The organism is Hyphococcus formosus, from assembly GCF_046736345.1.
GTDB classification, from domain to species: domain Bacteria; phylum Pseudomonadota; class Alphaproteobacteria; order Caulobacterales; family Parvularculaceae; genus Hyphococcus; species Hyphococcus formosus.
In genome coordinates this window covers 42960-59791 of sequence record NZ_CP157210.1, presented here as the reverse complement: position 1 = coordinate 59791, position 16832 = coordinate 42960, and the positions used below count along the sequence as shown (strand labels likewise).

At 53.7% G+C, this 16832-nt stretch carries 15 protein-coding genes; 3 read left to right on the top strand and 12 right to left on the bottom strand.

Annotation, left to right across the window (positions count from 1 at the left end):
• Positions 1-67: 67 nt before the first annotated feature.
• The 4 genes from ispG to ABFZ83_RS00235 all read right to left on the bottom strand — a co-directional run bounded on the left by ispG (position 68) and on the right by ABFZ83_RS00235 (position 5837).
• Positions 68-1198, bottom strand: a complete 1131-nt coding sequence (gene ispG / locus ABFZ83_RS00250) for a flavodoxin-dependent (E)-4-hydroxy-3-methylbut-2-enyl-diphosphate synthase (protein WP_411817428.1) — start codon at positions 1196-1198, stop codon at positions 68-70.
• A gap of 145 nt (positions 1199-1343) precedes the next feature.
• The gene (locus ABFZ83_RS00245) at positions 1344-2222 is read right to left on the bottom strand and encodes a TonB family protein (protein ID WP_411817427.1); all 879 of its coding nucleotides are present in this window, start codon (positions 2220-2222) and stop codon (positions 1344-1346) included.
• A 48-nt stretch (positions 2223-2270) separates the two neighbouring features.
• Positions 2271-4562: a phosphoenolpyruvate--protein phosphotransferase gene (ptsP, locus tag ABFZ83_RS00240; protein ID WP_411817426.1), complete on the bottom strand. Its 2292-nt coding sequence runs from the start codon at positions 4560-4562 to the stop codon at positions 2271-2273.
• A 9-nt stretch (positions 4563-4571) separates the two neighbouring features.
• Positions 4572-5837, bottom strand: coding sequence for an aspartate kinase (locus ABFZ83_RS00235; RefSeq protein WP_411817425.1), 1266 nt, complete (start codon positions 5835-5837; stop codon positions 4572-4574).
• Between the two features lie 111 nt (positions 5838-5948).
• Between ABFZ83_RS00235 and ubiG the strand changes: the two genes are divergently transcribed.
• A complete protein-coding gene (ubiG, locus tag ABFZ83_RS00230) occupies positions 5949-6731 on the top strand; it encodes a bifunctional 2-polyprenyl-6-hydroxyphenol methylase/3-demethylubiquinol 3-O-methyltransferase UbiG (RefSeq protein WP_411817424.1) in 783 nt (260 codons plus the stop codon).
• Here ubiG and ABFZ83_RS00225 read toward each other — a convergent pair whose 3' ends face one another.
• From ABFZ83_RS00225 to ABFZ83_RS00205, 5 genes are read right to left on the bottom strand one after another with little or no spacing between them, the layout of a single operon-like run.
• Entirely contained in the window at positions 6732-8474 is a 1743-nt protein-coding gene (locus ABFZ83_RS00225) for a patatin-like phospholipase family protein (protein WP_411817423.1), read from the bottom strand. It abuts the gene before it with no gap.
• 53 nt (positions 8475-8527) lie between these two features.
• Entirely contained in the window at positions 8528-9013 is a 486-nt protein-coding gene (locus tag ABFZ83_RS00220; RefSeq protein ID WP_411817422.1) for a DUF1178 family protein, read from the bottom strand.
• Positions 9010-9846, bottom strand: coding sequence for a carbon-nitrogen hydrolase family protein (locus tag ABFZ83_RS00215; RefSeq protein WP_411817421.1), 837 nt, complete (start codon positions 9844-9846; stop codon positions 9010-9012). Before ABFZ83_RS00215 ends, ABFZ83_RS00220 begins: the two co-directional genes overlap by 4 nt.
• 1 nt (position 9847) lies before the next feature.
• The gene (grxC, locus tag ABFZ83_RS00210; RefSeq protein ID WP_411817420.1) at positions 9848-10105 is read right to left on the bottom strand and encodes a glutaredoxin 3; all 258 of its coding nucleotides are present in this window, start codon (positions 10103-10105) and stop codon (positions 9848-9850) included.
• A 32-nt stretch (positions 10106-10137) separates the two neighbouring features.
• A complete protein-coding gene (locus ABFZ83_RS00205) occupies positions 10138-10866 on the bottom strand; it encodes a ComF family protein (protein WP_411817419.1) in 729 nt (242 codons plus the stop codon).
• Positions 10867-10960: 94 nt separating this feature from the next.
• Between ABFZ83_RS00205 and ABFZ83_RS00200 the strand changes: the two genes are divergently transcribed.
• The gene (locus tag ABFZ83_RS00200; RefSeq protein WP_411817418.1) at positions 10961-11809 is read left to right on the top strand and encodes a class I SAM-dependent methyltransferase; all 849 of its coding nucleotides are present in this window, start codon (positions 10961-10963) and stop codon (positions 11807-11809) included.
• A 12-nt stretch (positions 11810-11821) separates the two neighbouring features.
• Here ABFZ83_RS00200 and ABFZ83_RS00195 read toward each other — a convergent pair whose 3' ends face one another.
• The 3 genes from ABFZ83_RS00195 to ABFZ83_RS00185 form a co-directional block, all read right to left on the bottom strand.
• Positions 11822-12025, bottom strand: a complete 204-nt coding sequence (locus tag ABFZ83_RS00195) for a Flp family type IVb pilin (protein WP_411817417.1) — start codon at positions 12023-12025, stop codon at positions 11822-11824.
• Positions 12026-12036: 11 nt separating this feature from the next.
• A complete protein-coding gene (locus tag ABFZ83_RS00190; protein ID WP_411817416.1) occupies positions 12037-12438 on the bottom strand; it encodes a (deoxy)nucleoside triphosphate pyrophosphohydrolase in 402 nt (133 codons plus the stop codon).
• A 94-nt stretch (positions 12439-12532) separates the two neighbouring features.
• Positions 12533-13789, bottom strand: a complete 1257-nt coding sequence (locus ABFZ83_RS00185; protein WP_411817415.1) for a peptidylprolyl isomerase — start codon at positions 13787-13789, stop codon at positions 12533-12535.
• Between the two features lie 169 nt (positions 13790-13958).
• Here ABFZ83_RS00185 and secA point away from each other — a divergent pair, with 169 nt between their 5' ends.
• Positions 13959-16817 carry a preprotein translocase subunit SecA gene (gene secA, locus ABFZ83_RS00180; RefSeq protein ID WP_411817414.1) on the top strand — a complete coding sequence of 953 codons (2859 nt, stop codon included), beginning with the start codon at positions 13959-13961 and terminating at the stop codon, positions 16815-16817.
• Positions 16818-16832: the final 15 nt, after the last annotated feature.

Genomic DNA, 16832 nt, shown 5'->3' with positions numbered 1-16832 from the left:
TTCAGTGTTCTAAATAAAAAAAGCGCGCGGAGTCATAAACCCGCGCGCCAATATTCGATGAGCTTCGCTACTCAGCAGCGACAGTCTGCTTCGCTTCTTCCGCCTGAATTTCAGCGGCACGTTTTTCAACCAGCTCGACAAGATGGTCGACCAATTCTGAATTATCGATCCGGTGATCGACATCGCCATTGAGATAGATCATGCCGTGTTCTTTACCAGCGCCGCCGCCGGTAAAGCCGATATCGGTTTCGCGTGCTTCGCCGGGGCCATTAACGACACAACCAATTACCGAGAGCGATAAGGGCGTGGTGATATGCGCCAGACGCTTTTCAAGCGTCTCAACGGTCTGGATCACATTGAAGCCCTGACGCGCGCATGACGGGCAGGAAATTACATTGACACCGCGATGGCGCAAGCCGAGAGATTTGAGAATATCAAATCCGGCTTTGATCTCTTCCACCGGGTCCGCCGAAAGCGATACGCGGATCGTATCACCGATACCAGCCCATAGCAGTGAACCAAGGCCGATTGCTGATTTGACCGACCCGATACGCAAGCCCCCGGCCTCGGTCACTCCGAGGTGCAATGGGCAATCAATCGCTTCGGCCAGAGCGTGATAGGCCGCCACCGTGAGAAACACATCAGAGGCCTTCACGGAAATCTTGAATTCGTGGAAATCATTGTCCTGAAGAATTTTCGCATGATCGAGGGCACTTTCGACCATCGCCTCAGGGCATGGCTCGCCATATTTGTCGAGCAGATCTTTTTCAAGCGAACCGCCATTCACGCCAATGCGCATTGAACAGCCATTGTCTTTCGCAGCCTTGATAACTTCGCGAACCCGCTCAGATGAGCCGATATTACCGGGATTGATCCGCAAACATGCGGCCCCGGCATCTGCCGCTTCAATACCGCGCTTATAGTGGAAATGGATATCTGCAACGATCGGTACTGGCGAAGCCTTTGCGATCTCTTTCAGCGCACGGGTTGAGTCCTGATCAGGGCAAGACACCCGAACAATATCCGCACCGGCTTCGGCGATTTCATTAATCTGCCGAATCGTCGCCTGCGCATCTGACGTCAGGGTGTTCGTCATGGATTGAACCGCAATCGGCGCATCACCGCCAACCGGTACATTGCCAACCATAATCTGGCGTGATTTACGGCGCTCAATATCGCGCCAGGGACGTACTGACATGGTCTGTCCTCTTCACCTCAAAAACGGGTTACTTTGACGCCAAGATTGCGCGCTCCGCGCTGAAGTCAAGTCCCGAAAAGACGCAATGGCAAAACAATCGCCGTCCAATATTGGCGATCAGTTTTTACCTAAATTTATCAGATAGTTATGGGCGCGCAAATTGGAAGCTATAACTTTGGTCATAGGCCGGTTTGGCCACACCGTCGACGGTGCGCGGATTAAACTGCCACCGGCGGATAGCATTCAGCGCTGCATCATTGAAACAATCATTCGTCGAATTGGCGATTCTCTCGCCCGCAATCCGGCCGTTAGCAGTTACTGTGAAGGCGACATCAACAGTCTCAATCGGCTGCGCTGAAGCGGTACAGCTACGCGGATAAACCGGCGCAATGTCTTCCACAATCGTCGCCTCGACCAGCTCACCGATAACCTGTGTCGGCGTGGGGGCTTCAACCTCAAGTTTTTTCGCAATCTGCGGCGTATCACTACTGCCGAGTTCAGTGACTTCACGCGGCAGGCTTAGTTGCCACAAGCACCAAAGCACAAAGACCAGAATTGCCATGACCGCTGGCAAGCTCATCTGGTTAGGTTCGGCATCGGTCGTCTGTTCGGCAGGGCTGAATTTTTCTGTTTCAATCGGGGCCGGCGCATCATAGCCAGCGTCCTGTTTGAATTGTTCTACGGTCGCGCGCGCATCAAGCTCAAGGAACTCAGCATAGGTCCTAACAAATCCGAGTGCATAAGGCCGCGCCGGCAATGCAGACTTGTCGACATTTTCGATCGCCTGAAGATGCGCTTCGCGGATGTGAATACGCGTTGCAACTTCATTCAGGCTAATTCCGCGACTTTCGCGGGCCATCGCGAGCCGTACACCGACATTCGCAACCTCCCCGCCGCCGAGCCGCGCCCGTGCATCCGCCATATCGACTATTTTTGCAGACCCGTTCGCCATCGACAAATTCGCCTCGTTCAGATTGAATCCGGGCAGTGCCAGCATAGCGAAATTCGCCCGGGACGTAACCATTTTTGAAATCTAGCTGATAGTTAGAACAGAAATCTGTTAACCGGCGCTTTATTCAAAGACGACGCCCGCATCCCGTAAATACTGTTTAAAACTAGGACGAAGCGTAGCTTCAGGCGCAATCGAATGTTCCGCCATCCAAGCGCTTGCTTCGCCTACATCAATTGACCGGACGAGACGTCGGAATGGCCCGACAAAGGCCGCCGGGAGTGAGAATTGACGCACGCCCACAGCAATCAATGCAGCGGCAGTAACCGCATCGGCGGTCTGCTCACCGCAATAAGAAAGCGGCGTGCCAGTCTGGGACACTTTTTCCACAGTATTTTTGAGAAAACTCAAAAATCCGCCATTCATCGGATCGTAGCGGCGCTGTACCCGCTCGGAATCGCGATCCGCCGCAAAATAGAACTGCGCCAGATCATTACCGCCCACCGAGAGAAAGTCGACCTTCTGCGCAATCAATTCCGCGCGCCAAGCGGCTGCGGGGGTTTCGATCATCACACCGATTTTGATGTCCTTTGGCAAACCCTTGCCATGACGCCGAGCGCGATCAATTTCGAGATCCAGCAGCGCTTTGATTTCGTCAACTTCTGCCGCGAGCGTGATAAACGGGAACATGACCCACAAGGTCTGATCCGTCGCCGCCGACAATAAAGCGCGCAATTGCGGTCGGATCATGCCGGGGCGGTCAACAGCCATACGCACGCCGCGCCACCCCATGGCCGGATTGACCTCATTGCCGTGATCCATATAGGGCGCAGTTTTATCGCCGCCAATATCGGCAGTACGGAATATAACGGGCTTTCCGTTGGCGAGATCAAGCGCTTCACGATAGAGCGCCTCTTGCATCGCCACTGATGGGAGCTGTGACCCGATCAGGAATTGCAGTTCTGTTCGGAACAACCCGACGCCAGACGCGCCAGTGCCATCGAGGAACGGCAAATCAAGCGCCAGACCAGCGTTCATTTGTATTGTGATATTCACGCCGTCCTTGGTGACGGATGGCAGCGTTTTCTCGCTCGCATAAATCGCTTCGAGTTCGTGATACCGGGTTTGCTTGGCACGATAAGATTCGAGTACATCAGACTGCGGACGAATATGAATCTCGCCTGCATCACCGTCGATAACGGCTTGGTCGCCCTCCTCCGTTAGTTCAAGGGCGTCGAGCGCACCCGTCACCATCGGAAGTTTCAACGCTCGCGCGACGATCGCCACATGCGAGGTCGCGGAGACTTCGCCAAGCACAAGCCCCTTTAGTCGCTTTCTGTCATATTCAAGAAGCTCTGCCGGGCCCATCGTGCGCGCAAACAGGATCGTTTCTTCAAACAAATCCCGTTCACCGCCATTTTTCTCGCCGCTTAAATGGCGCAACAGGCGGTTCGAGAGATCATCAAGATCATGCAGCCGTTCGCGCAAATAGGGGTCACGCGATTGCGAAAGCCGGGCGCGATTTTCCGCCTTTACCTGATCAACCGCAGACTCCGCAGTCAGACCAGAAAATACGGCCGCACGCAGACGATCTTTCCAGCCGCGGTCATAGGCAAATAGCCGATAGGTTTCGAGAACTTCGCGCGACACGCCACTCAATGAAGCGTTATTGGTGATCATGTGATCAACTGAACGGCGCAAATCATTCAGGCCATCTTCTAGCCGCTCAGCTTCCTCCGCTGGATTTTTCGCAAAGACTTTATGCTTCGGCGCAGGGGGCTGGAGAAACACCGCGCGGCCCAATGCAACGCCGGAAACAATACCGAAACCTTTCAGCTTTTCCGGACGATGCAACATCGCCCCAACGGCTTCGGTTTCCTCGACGCTAAGCAATTCACCGGATGCGGCGATTTCCGCAAGGAGCGTCGCGACGGCTTGTACGGCTTCGATTTCTTCCGGCAGATATTCGCGCGCCGCACGGTTTTGAATAACCAGAACACCGAGCGTTTTGCCAGAACGGATGAGCGGCACACCTAAAAACGAGTGTAGCGGGTCCTCACCGGTTTCTGGCCGATAAGCGAATGCCGGATGTTTTGGCGCTTCAGACGTGACCATTGGCGAGTGTCGTTTCGCCACAAGACCGACGAGACCTTCACCCCATTGCAATTGGGTGTTGTGAACCGCTTCTCGCTTCAGGCCCTGCGTTGAATAAAGCTCAAGGACATCATCGGGGCGACGCAAATAAATCGAGCAAACATCAGCCACCACATGGCTGGCGATCACTTTGGTCAGAAGGTCAAGGCGGTCCTGCGCACTCACTTCCTGCGCAACGGCATCCCGCATGCGCTTGAGAAGTACGGTTATCCCTTGACCCCCATGACCACCATGTGGTGGACGTGTTTTTTCTATGCTCATCGCGCCCTATCAGGTCCGCGCAGGATTGCCGGGCTCATCCAGCCCATAGGCTTCATGCAACACGCGAACCGCATATTCTGCCGCATCGGCATTAATCAGCACGCTGATTTTAATTTCCGATGTTGAGATATTCTGAATATTGATCCCTTTTTCCGCAAGCGTACGGAACATTGTCGCGGCGACACCAGCATGGCTTTTCATGCCGACACCAATGACAGACACTTTAGCAACATTACGGTCGGATTGCAGTGCTTTAAACCCAATCGTTGGTTGCTGCTCGGCCAATACATCAACCGCGCGCTCAAGATCGATTTCCTTAGTGGTGAACGAGATGTTTGCAAAACCCGCCTCACGGGACGAGCTTTGTACAATCATATCGATGTTGATATTCGCCGCGGCCAGCGCGTCAAAAATACCGGCAGCGCGGCCAGGCTCATCTGGCACAGCCAGAATTGTAACCGTCGCCTCGTCGAAGTCAGGCGTAACAGTGGTGACTATATTCTTTTCCACAATATCATCCTCGTCACAAATGAGGGTTCCGGGGCCAGGCGCATCTGGCGGATCAAAGCTCGATAATACCCGAACCGGGACCTTATAGGCCATTGCCAGTTCTACAGAACGGGTCTGCAGAACTTTGGCACCCAGAGACGCCATTTCCAGCATTTCCTCGAAAGAAATTTTATCAATCCGGCGCGCATGCTTGGTAAGGCGCGGATCTGTCGTATAGACGCCATCAACGTCAGTATAGATGTCGCATCGATCAGCGCCAATCGCCGCCGCCAATGCAACCGCCGAAGTATCCGAGCCGCCCCGCCCAAGGGTCGCGATCCGGCCATCTGGCGCAATTCCTTGAAAACCAGCCACGACGGCGACCTCGCCCCCATCGATGGCGGAGCCCAGCGCCTCCTCGTCAACCGCTTCGATGCGCGCTTTACCATGCGCATTATCGGTCCGCAGGGCGATCTGCCATCCGTGCCACGACCGGGCCCGATATCCAAGATTCTGCATCACAATTGCCAGAAGGCCTGATGTGACCTGCTCGCCTGATGCAACCACTGCGTCATATTCTACGTCTCGCGCATCCAATGATGGCGCGGGTTCACCCGCCTCCCGGCATAGGCCAACCAGTCGATTGGTCTCACCGGCCATTGCCGAAACGACAACGGCGACGGAATGCCCGGCATCCACCTCACGCTTAACGATCGCGGATACTGCACGAATGCGATCCATATTTGCGACGGATGTACCGCCAAATTTCATTACTATCCGGGCCATGGAATTATATGCCTGCGAAGTCTTGCCCTATTGCTCCCGCCCATCGGAAGCGCAAATGTCAGCTATGTCTAGAAAGCGGCGCCCGCCGAAGCAAGCGAGGAAATATTTTTTATGTCGCAGGAAGACTTAACTGAACCCGGAGACGGTGGCTCAAAAGTCGGTAAAACGACCATAGATCCAGACGAAATCGCCAAATTTACCGCAATTGCGGATGAATGGTGGGACCCCTTTGGAAAATTCAAGCCACTCCACAAATTTAACCCCGTTCGTCTCGCCTATATAAGAGATTGCGTTTGCGCGCACTTTTCTCGCGACCGAAGAGCAAAAAACCCTCTTGAAGGACTTAAGCTTATCGACATTGGCTGCGGCGGCGGCCTTGTCGCAGAGCCAATGTGTCGGCTTGGCGCATCGGTCACTGCGATCGATGCAGCTGAACAAAATATCAAAACGGCCATGGCTCATGCGATGCCGCAAAAGCTTGATATCGACTACAGAGCCACCACCGTAGAGGCCCTTGCCGAAACTGAAGCCGGAACGTTTGATATCGTCCTCAATCTGGAGGTCGTCGAACATGTTGCGGATGTGGATTTGTTTCTGGAAACGTCTGCAAGTCTCTTAAAACCCGGCGGCATAATGGTTATGGCGACCATAAACCGTACACTGAAAGCCCTGATGCTCGCGAAGATCGGAGCAGAATATATTCTGCGTTGGCTTCCCGCTGGTACCCACGATCCAAGAAAATTTGTCCGCCCCGGCGAAGCACGATCAGCACTCTCCCGCGCGGGCCTCACGGTCACGGGCGAAGCTGGCGTGACCTATAATCCACTATTGGATATCTGGCGCATTGGTGAGGATACGGATGTCAATTACATGCTAACGGCCATCAAGCCGTAGCTACTTTTTGTTTGCAGCGCGTATGATCGGCGCTAGCGTTGCCCAATTTTCTTCAATAGATGCTTTCGCTGTCCGATAGCCTTCCGCGACGGCGATATCAAATTTTTTCCAATCGCGAAGCTCAACACCGCTGACGTTTGGGGCAATCATAATATCCGCCGGGCGCTCAGTGGAAATGTCTTCGCGGCGCGCAGTCGCTGTTCGCATCAACAACGATACGATTGGCGGCGCGGCAGAGAAGCCATGCTGAAAAACCCAGGAGAAAAATCCGGGCGGATCGCGAAACGCGTTTATGTCGATCACCCCCTCGCGCGCGACATCGACCCCGATCGTCACGCCGCGGTGCAATGCCGCCATGATATCCGTGGGGAAATTATTTACCACCGCCCCATCGACCAGCAAGGCATCATCTTCGATTACCGGCGGCAAAATTCCGGGCAGTGCAATAGACGCCCGCAAGGCCTTTCGTAATGAGCCTCGGTTATGGATGCGCGCCGTACCGTTCACGATATTTGATGAAACGCAGAAAAACGGCGTCGTTAAATCTTCGATTTTCGCGTCCCCAAAATGATGCAGCAGCCGGTGATCAACGCGGCCACCACGGGTCAATGCGACGACAGGCAAAACATGATCCCCGAGCGGATTAGACGAAACAAATGCCTCGGTTATCCGCTGCTCCATTTCGGCCTGGGACCAATCCATGGAAACGCAAGCGGCCACCACCGCCCCCATTGACGCACCACAAATGAAATCGATAGGCACACCGGATTCGCGCATCGCCCGAACAGCCCCGATATGCGCATAAGCACGCGCACCACCGCCGGAAAGAACGAGACCAACCGACTTCCCGGCAATAATCCGTGCAAGCCGGTCAACACAGGAATTATCTTTGAGGTTGATAATTCGCGATGCACCAATGGCATCCATCCATTGCGCCGCACTTGTTGTCTTGACGCCCTCCGCCAACATAACGAGATCAACAAGCCTGAATTTACGCGCTCGAATGCCATGCTCCGCCGTCAACGGGAATGGCTCCGACGGGCGACCATCGCGGCGCGCAAGCACTAAAAACCGATCAGCGTGACGGAGCACGAACCGATACCACGGACTATGATCGACTTTTGCCGCGAGCAATACGACGTCATGCGCATTTTCAACGCGGTCGAACGCTCGGCTATCAAGCGCGTCCTCCGTAGCCGGAAAATACGTTGCATTGACCTGATATCTCGACACTCGGTTCGCAAGTTCGCGAACATGCGCATCGACATCAATCGACGGTGACGATGCGATAAAAGCAAATATTCTTGGTGCGGATTGCTGGAAACTGGCTTTGGGATGGCGCGCCCGATCTAAAACAATTCGCGCGAGTGCCGCGGCAAAGTCGCCATGCTCCAGAATGAGGCGATTAACCTCTTCAAGCTTTATGGACAATATTTCCGTGTCCCGAAGGGCAAAAACACTGGCCGAATGCGTCTCGCCGGAAAGGACTGACATTTCCCCCGCTGGCTCGCCGGCGCGCACATAACCAACGACATGGTCTTCGCCTTCTTGGTTGGTTCGAACTACGATCAACCGACCGGAAATATTGATGTGCAACGCATCAGATCGCGTGTCCTGAGAAAATAATTCCCACCCGCCCGGAACTGATTGCCAGACGCTCACCGCTGCGATGGCTGTCAGCGTTTTGGCTTCCAATCCAGCAAAGAACGGTAAATCTCTCAGGCGGTCGCGAATAGCATCCATAATAGCGCCATCGGTAGCGCGATTTAGCAACCGACACCAGAATCGATAACCGTTTAGTTCAGCTTTTTGGTGCCTGAATGCGTGATCTTGGGGGTACCGGCACTATCCGGTTTTTTGGCGTTATCGGCGCTTTTAGTTTTCGGCAATGGTGCGACCTGCACCCCTTCCTCTATGAGCGCCTTGACGTCTTTGCCAGACGCCTCGCCGTATATCCCGCGCTCTTTGGATTCGCCGTAATGAATCTTGCGCGCCTCTTCCGGGAATTTGTCGCCCACATAGTCGAAATTTTTCTCGACATATTCGCGCGCACGAGCGACGGCACTTTCCATATCGCGCTGAACAGCGGCAAGGCGTTCGCTACGAGATGCTGCTGAACCACGAGCGATTGACGGTGCCATAACCGCTTTTCTGACCTCTTCTGATCCGCAGACGGGACATTCAATCAAATCTTCAGACGCCTGAGCATCATAGTCCGCACTGTCGCGGAACCATCCCTCGAATTCGTGGTCATCGTCGCAAATTAAACTGTACTTGATCATGGCTTTACTATGTTGACGTCAAAAGTTTGTTCTAATGAAAGATTGGGTATCCGCTGCCTCGCTTCAAACGCACGGTCCAGATCGATGTCCGCTGAAATAACGCATGGCTCGTCCCCCGGTGCTTCCGCTAACACCTTACCCCATGGATCGATAATTAGCGAATGCCCATAGGTTTCCCGGCCATCCTCATGCTTTCCGCCTTGTGCAGGTGCAATAACAAACGCACCATTTTCAATGGCTCGAGCTGTTAAAAGCGTTTTCCAATGCGCCTCTCCGGTCTGCTTTGTGAATGCTGCGGGCACACAAAGAATTGTCGCGCCCGACTGCGCCAAAGTCCGGTAAAGCCGGGGAAAGCGCACATCATAGCAAATGGACAGGCCAATTTTTGCCTCGTCTGCATCGACCAGCACCGGGTGTGGTCCTGGCTGATATACCGCAGACTCCTTCCAGCTTTCGCCGTTAGGAAGATCAACGTCGAACATATGCAGCTTGTCGTATTTCGCGACGATCCGGCCATCCGGACCAAACAGAAACGCGCGATTGGCCGCTCTCTTGTCAGCAACCTTCACCGCAAAGGACCCGGCCAACAGCCAGATCTTATTCGCTTCAGCCGCCGCAGAAAAAGCCGCGATCTCTGGCATGTCATCTTCGGCAGCAATGTTTTCAAACATCCGCCGCGGGTTCCGGTCAACGACATTGGTCATTTCCGGGGTCGCCACAAACTTCGCACCGTCCTTGGCCGCCTCAGCGATAAGTGACAAGGCATCCTTCGTATTTTGCGCCCGGTCTATCCCAGAGCGCATCTGTACGCAGGCAGCACGAAATTTCGTCAAATTAGGCATTCAACATTGGGTCCAGTTTTCCAGCGCGATCAAGTGCGCTCAACTCATCATACCCGCCAACATGGGTTTCGCCGATAAAAATCTGCGGATAAGTCGTTTTGCCGTTCGACTTAGATAGCATTTCCGCACGCTTGTCTTTGTCATAGGCCGCAGAAATATCGGTTACCTTTGCGCCTTTTTTCTCAAGTAGCGATAATGCCCGCGTGCAATAAGGGCAAAGGGGTTTCGTATAAACAACTACGGGGTTCATCTGACAAACGTGCTCCTAATCAACTGAAGGCGCTATATGGCACCAATGCCGCCTTTTACAACCCGCGCAAGGACTAGCGCATCAACCTGTGAAGCCCCTACACGCTTTAGTGAACGCGCCGCAGCGGAAAGGGTTGCACCGGTTGTCAGGACATCATCCACCAACACCACATGGGCCCCGCGATAACGCTGTTGCCTGTTGCTATTACGAAAACCAAAGGCCCCGGAAACATTTCTCTTTCGCGCCTCCGCGGAAAGGTCTTTCTGTGGCGGGGTGGCGCGTCGCCTGATCAAATCATCCAATGCCAATATCCCACCGGTTCGATTGGCGACGCCCTGCGCGAGCAAGGCCGATTGATTATACCGACGGGCAAATTGCCGCGAACTATGCAGTGGTACCGGCATTATTATTGAACTTTCCGAAATGAGTGACTGGCCGGCATTGGCCATCCACTTTGCAAACATCGGCGCCAACTCGGTACGGTCTCCATGCTTAAAACCAACGATCAGCTTGTGCGTAGCATCATCGTATACGACGGCGGCGCGCGCCCGCGTAAAGTCTGGCGGCGACGCAATGCACGAGGGACACTCAACCTCAGGCCCATAGTCCGCAGCAAAGGGTACCCCGCAGCGAGGACAGAATGGGTCCGTGATGAAATGGACCGCACTCCACGCATCCGGTGCCAATGCCCCAAATGACGCGACTTCTTGATTTGTTACCGGACAGCTCGGCGGCATAACAATATCGAGGATGCCCCGCATAAAGGACACGCCCATGTCACGACAGTGGTGGATGAATTGATGTTTCACGCGCGTTAGTCTACCGCCTAGAAATAAACCGAACCGACCGAATGATATGAATACGCCACCAGAGATATTTGACCGAAGCCTGATTGCCAAGCGACGCAGCTGGGCGGCCCGAACTTTTGGTGAGTACGACTTTCTGCATCAGCGCGCCATGGACGATATTGTCGACCGGCTGGAAACGGTGATGCGGGACTTCCCGAAATCAGTTTTCTCTGGAGTCGGCAATTTGGCAAATAAACTGACGCCCGATTGCAAGATTGGCGAGATTGTCCACCTAGACCCCGCCCCGGCCCGATTACCGGCAAATGGCTTGCGGGTCGTTGCGGACGAAGAATTGTTGCCTATCGCGCCAGAGTCGCAAAATTTATTTGTAAGCCTTTTGACCCTCCATTCAGTGAATGATTTGATCGGCGCGCTGGTTCAAATCCGGCGGTCGCTTGTTCAGGACGGATTGTTTATCGCAGCCGTCTTTGCGGAAGAAACACTCAGCAATCTTCGTAAAGCGCTTTACACCGCAGAGACCGAAATCACGGGCGGTGTCAGCCCACGAATTAATCCCTTTGCGAGCATTCAGGATTATGGCCAAGCACTTTCCCGCGCGGGCTTTACGTTACCTGTTGTCGACATAGATAAAGTCAGCGTGACGTATGACGAACCTATCAAATTATTTCGCGACCTTCGCGGGATGGGCGAAACCAGCGCACTGAAAAACCGCGCAGGTCCACTACGCCGCGATGTATTGATGCGCGCCATACAGATCTTTGCCGAGAATGGCGGCATGGAGAAATTTGAAATTGTTTATTTGACCGGTTGGGCACCAGACCCATCACAACAAAAACCACTTAAACCGGGAAGCGGAAAAGTCTCGCTGGAAGATGCAATCAAAGGCGCTAAATAATCGAGAGTTGCTTTAATTCGTACTTTCCTGAAGCGTCTCGTCGATACGATTATACATTTCGCTGTTTGAGGTAGCAAAACTACGAATTGCGCCAACAATGGCTAAAAACAACATTGCCAAGATCAGCCCGTATTCGATCGCCGTTGCGCCGGTTTCGTCCCGACGAAACGACCGAATAAGATCGCTGACGCTATCGCACCAATCTCTCTTTTCCATCTTCGTTTCCATCACAACAAATCCCTTAACTGCGCAGCCAACGGCCGGTCCGCCGGAGGCATTTCCATCGATGTTAAAGCAGATGGCTTCACCCATTTCAGCTCTTGTCCTTCGACGGGCACGGGCATGCCACTCCACTTTCTGCATACAAATAAAGGCATTAAAAGATGAAATTCTTTTAAAGCCTCGGAAGCAAAACCAATTGGTGCGAGGCAAGAGGCCTCGGTATCAATTGCTAATTCTTCCTTTAATTCTCTCACCAACGCCTCTTCGGGCGTTTCATTCTCCCCAAGCTTGCCCCCGGGAAACTCCCAAAGACCAGCCATTTCCTTCCCTGCTGGCCGCCGCGCCATTAAAACTCGACCATCACGATCGACCAGCGCACACGCTGCAACGAGAAGTAGCTTCGCCATATTCTTGCCTCATTCTAATCTGGCAGGGATTAACAGAATTTAGTCTGGTGAACGCGAATTCTACGCATCCGATTAATCAATTGATAACCAAAAATTAGTTGCCGCCATTTTCACCTTGATCATCCGGCGCGCGGTCGGCGTTTTCCTCTAAATCGAAACCATTATCCTTTAGGTCCGGCGGGTCATCGGATATTGCCTCATCTGATTGAGGGCGAAAATAGACAACCTGGCTCTCTTCTTCGAGCGCTCGCAATGAAGAATCTATTGTCCTCATACGGAGAAAGTTCTCGATAGAGCTTCTAACCTGAGAGAACGGCACAGCACTTGTCGATCGGCGATCAAGAACCTCAACGATATGCCAACCAAACTCCGTTTCAAATGGCGCAGTCAATTCACCGGGCGCGACTGAAAACGCCGCATTCGCAAATATAGGCGTCATCATCGAACGATTAAACCAGCCGACTTCGCCCCCAAGCGGCGCGGTTGCCCGATCTATCGACCGCTCCCGGGCGAGTGTCGCAAATTCCGCCCCGCCCTTCAGTAAAGCAACAACCTCGTTCGCTTCTTCTTGGGTCTGAACAACGATATGACGCGCTTTCACTTCATCTCCGACGCGCGTGACATCGGCCTGAGAGTTATAAAGCCGTTCCACCGCCTCAGGAGTGACCGCTTTTTTCACCTGCGCATCCATGTAAGCCGCCGCGAGAACCCGGTCTCGCGCGGCATTGACCCGCCGGGCGACGCTGGGTCTGCGTTGCATGCCTTCGTTCAGGGCCGCCCGCGCCAAGAGACGCTGCTCAACATAGGATTCGACAAGATTGCGATCAAAGGCCGTTTGCGGTGTCAATTTTTCCCCGGGCCGTAAAAAGCCACCCGCCCGAGCCGCCGCCTCAATCTCGGATAGATGGACATATCGCCCCTCGATTCGGGCGAGAATCGGGTCTGCGTCATCGACGGGGGGCCGCAAGGCCGATGACCCCGCATTATCAAGCGACGGAACCGCGCGTAACACATCAATCATCCACAGGCCCAAAACCAACAAAAGTGCGCCCATCATCGCGCTGTAGGCGCGGCCTGTGCGGGTCGGGAGCCATGCAATCAGCCCGCGAAAAGCGATCAAGGCCAACTGGCCCACATATCCGAGCCAGACCATCAGGCGGTTGGCCATCAATTTCGTTAACCGCCAAAGAGCCGAATCAAGCGCTGCGGCGACTCGCCACGTCGTTATGCAAAATTTTCCCAATGCGCGGAGCGCGATCCAAAATCCCTGCGAAACGAGGCGCAGAAGCGCTAAAGCGGGCTTAATTCGCTGCTCCGGTTTGAATTGTTTGCCGTCTGGCGTCTCGATCATGACTTGCCCGATATTTGCTTTCGTTGACAGCGCCCTAGGCGCTTACTATCTCTCCGACGCCCCCTTCGGGGTAGTTATTAATCCAACCCGGCCGATGGAAGGCGCGCCCAGCGCTGATTAGACGAGGGCGCGACCGGTATTTTCATCGCAGCACGAAGGCCCGCTCCTTATGGCGTTACTCGGAATCGCAAAAAAAATCTTCGGTTCATCTAATGATCGCCGCCTCAAGCCTTTATTCCGACGTGTTGAGGCGATCAATGCTCTTGAAGACGAGATATCTAAGCTCACCGACGACGGGCTTATTGCTCAGACAGAAAAGTTAAAACAGCGCTACAAGGATGGCGAATCGCTCGACGATCTTCTGGTAGAAGCGTTCGCAACTGTACGAGAAGGCGCAAAGCGTGCGCTTGGGCAGCGTCATTACGACGTCCAGCTCGTGGGCGGGATGGTGCTCCACGCCGGTAATATCGCCGAGATGAAGACCGGTGAAGGTAAAACCCTGGTGGCAACGCTGCCGGTTTACCTAAACGCCCTGACCGGCCGCGGTGTCCATGTCATCACGGTTAACGATTACCTTGCGAAACGCGACGCCGAATGGATGGCGCGGGTCTATTCGCAACTCGGTCTGACCACGGGTTGTATCGTTCATGGCCTCTCCGATGAGGAACGCCGCGAGGCCTATAAGGCTGATATCACCTACGGCACGAATAACGAATTTGGCTTTGATTATCTCCGCGACAATATGAAATCGTCGCTCGACCAGATGGTCCAGCGCGGACATCACTACGCGATTGTTGACGAGGTTGATTCGATCCTGATCGACGAAGCGCGTACGCCGCTCATCATTTCCGGCCCGACCGATGACAAATCTGAGCTTTATCTCAAGATCAATGACATCATTCCGCAATTGGTCGAAGAAGATTATGAAATCGACGAAAAGCAGCGCTCGATCACCCTCACCGAAGACGGCAATGAAAAAATCGAAGAGCTTCTACGCGAGGCTGGACTGCTGCAGGGCGACAGCCTTTATGATTCGGTGAATATTTCTGTCGTTCACCACGTCAATCAGGCCCTTAAAGCGCATCGCATTTTCCAGCGCGACAAAGATTATATCGTCCGCAACGACAAAGTCGTGATTATCGACGAGTTTACGGGCCGCATGATGGATGGACGCCGCTGGTCCGATGGCTTGCATCAGGCGGTCGAGGCGAAAGAAGGCGCGACGATCCAGCCGGAAAACCAAACCCTCGCGTCTATCACCTTCCAGAATTACTTCCGCCTTTACGAAAAACTGGCCGGCATGACCGGTACGGCGATGACCGAGGAAGCGGAATTCGAAGACATTTACAAACTCAAAGTTTTCGAAATTCCAACAAACAAACCAATCGCTCGTGAAGATTTCGATGACGAACTCTACATGACGGCGGAAGAGAAATATAAAGCGATCGTTCAACAGATCGCGCAATGCCACAAATCGGGTCAGCCGGTTCTCGTGGGCACAGTTTCAATTGAGAAATCTGAATATCTCTCGGAGCTATTGAGCGATAAAAAGTTTTTCAAAAACTTGGCAGCGACTTTGCGCGAACGCGCCGCTGACTTGAAAGACAAAGAAAAAGAACTGAAAGACGATCTAGAAGAGCAAGCCGCCTATCTTGCATCGCTCGCCGATAAAAAAGTTCCGATACCGCACAACGTATTGAATGCGCGCTATCATGAGCAAGAGGCTGAAATCGTCGCTGGTGCCGGTGTGCCGGGCGCTGTCACGATCGCAACCAACATGGCCGGTCGCGGGACCGACATCCAACTGGGTGGTTCGGTTGATCTGCAGTTGATGGACGTCCTCGAAGAGGATGACGACGAAGAAACCATCACCCGTAAGCGCGCAGAAATCGAAAAGAAGATCGAGACTGTCAAACAGCAGGCACTGGATGCAGGCGGACTTTTTGTTCTCGCAACGGAACGTCATGAAAGCCGCCGTATCGATAACCAGCTCCGAGGCCGATCGGGCCGTCAGGGTGATCCGGGCACGACCAAATTCTTCCTTTCCATCGAAGATGACCTCATGCGCATTTTCGGCGACAGTATGGAGAAGATGCTCAAGCGGTTCGGTATTAAACCCGACGAGTCAATCGAGCACCCATGGTTTACCAAGGCCGTTGAAACCGCACAAAAGAAAGTTGAGCAACGCAATTACGACATGCGTAAGAACGTTCTCAAATTCGATGACGTCATCAATGATCAGCGTAAAGCCATTTTTGAACAGCGCATTGAATTCATGTCATCAGACACTGTTGATGACATCATCAGCGATATGCGTGGCCAGTTGGTCGATGATTTAGTCGCCGCCCACGTTCCCGCTAAATCATACGCTGAACAATGGGACGTTGACGGTCTGAATGACGAACTCAAAGACGTCTTTGGCAAAGAGTTCCCGGTCAAGGAATGGGCGAGCGAAGAAGGCGTCGCCGACACCGAACTTGCCGAGCGCATTAACGAAGAAGCCGACAAACTCGCCGGCGCACGTGCGGCAGAAATCGGTTCCGAGACCATGCGCAGGATCGAAAAAGCGATCCTCCTCAATGTCTTGGATACGAATTGGCGAGAGCATCTTCAGACCCTTGACCATCTGCGGTCAGTGATCTGGATGCGCGGCCATGGCCAGCGCGATCCGGTCAACGAGTTCAAAACGGAATCGTTTGCGCTTTTCGCTGGACTTCTTGACGGGTTGCGCCGCGACGTCACGCGCATGTTGATGAACATTCAGGTTCGCGCCCCTGAGGAGGCCGTCCCTGAGCGCAAAGAAATTCCGATGACGGAAACCCATATGAATCCGTCAACCGGTGAAAACGAAATGGCGCGCCAGGCACCTCGCTCGCGCCTTTCAGCTGGCATCGGCACTATCAAAGGCATGGCAAGTGCTTCCGGTGTCGATCCCAACAATCCTGAAACATGGGGGCGCGTTCCACGCAATGCGCCCTGCCCTTGCGGCTCGGGCAAAAAGTTTAAACACTGCCACGGATCGATATAATAAAAACGGCGGCAT

Bases quoted from the DNA above. Each gene is read 5' to 3' on its own strand.
- ispG (WP_411817428.1), bottom strand. From the start codon at position 1,198: ATGTCAGTACGTCCCTGGCGCGATATTGAGCGCCGTAAATCACGCCAG.
- ABFZ83_RS00245 (WP_411817427.1), bottom strand. From the start codon at position 2,222: ATGGTTACGTCCCGGGCGAATTTCGCTATGCTGGCACTGCCCGGATTC.
- ptsP (WP_411817426.1), bottom strand. From the start codon at position 4,562: ATGAGCATAGAAAAAACACGTCCACCACATGGTGGTCATGGGGGTCAA.
- ABFZ83_RS00235 (WP_411817425.1), bottom strand. From the start codon at position 5,837: ATGGCCCGGATAGTAATGAAATTTGGCGGTACATCCGTCGCAAATATG.
- ubiG (WP_411817424.1), top strand. From the start codon at position 5,949: ATGTCGCAGGAAGACTTAACTGAACCCGGAGACGGTGGCTCAAAAGTC.
- ABFZ83_RS00225 (WP_411817423.1), bottom strand. From the start codon at position 8,474: ATGGATGCTATTCGCGACCGCCTGAGAGATTTACCGTTCTTTGCTGGA.
- ABFZ83_RS00220 (WP_411817422.1), bottom strand. From the start codon at position 9,013: ATGATCAAGTACAGTTTAATTTGCGACGATGACCACGAATTCGAGGGA.
- grxC (WP_411817420.1), bottom strand. From the start codon at position 10,105: ATGAACCCCGTAGTTGTTTATACGAAACCCCTTTGCCCTTATTGCACG.
- ABFZ83_RS00205 (WP_411817419.1), bottom strand. From the start codon at position 10,866: ATGCGGGGCATCCTCGATATTGTTATGCCGCCGAGCTGTCCGGTAACA.
- ABFZ83_RS00200 (WP_411817418.1), top strand. From the start codon at position 10,961: ATGAATACGCCACCAGAGATATTTGACCGAAGCCTGATTGCCAAGCGA.
- ABFZ83_RS00195 (WP_411817417.1), bottom strand. From the start codon at position 12,025: ATGGAAAAGAGAGATTGGTGCGATAGCGTCAGCGATCTTATTCGGTCG.
- ABFZ83_RS00190 (WP_411817416.1), bottom strand. From the start codon at position 12,438: ATGGCGAAGCTACTTCTCGTTGCAGCGTGTGCGCTGGTCGATCGTGAT.
- ABFZ83_RS00185 (WP_411817415.1), bottom strand. From the start codon at position 13,789: ATGATCGAGACGCCAGACGGCAAACAATTCAAACCGGAGCAGCGAATT.
- secA (WP_411817414.1), top strand. From the start codon at position 13,959: ATGGCGTTACTCGGAATCGCAAAAAAAATCTTCGGTTCATCTAATGAT.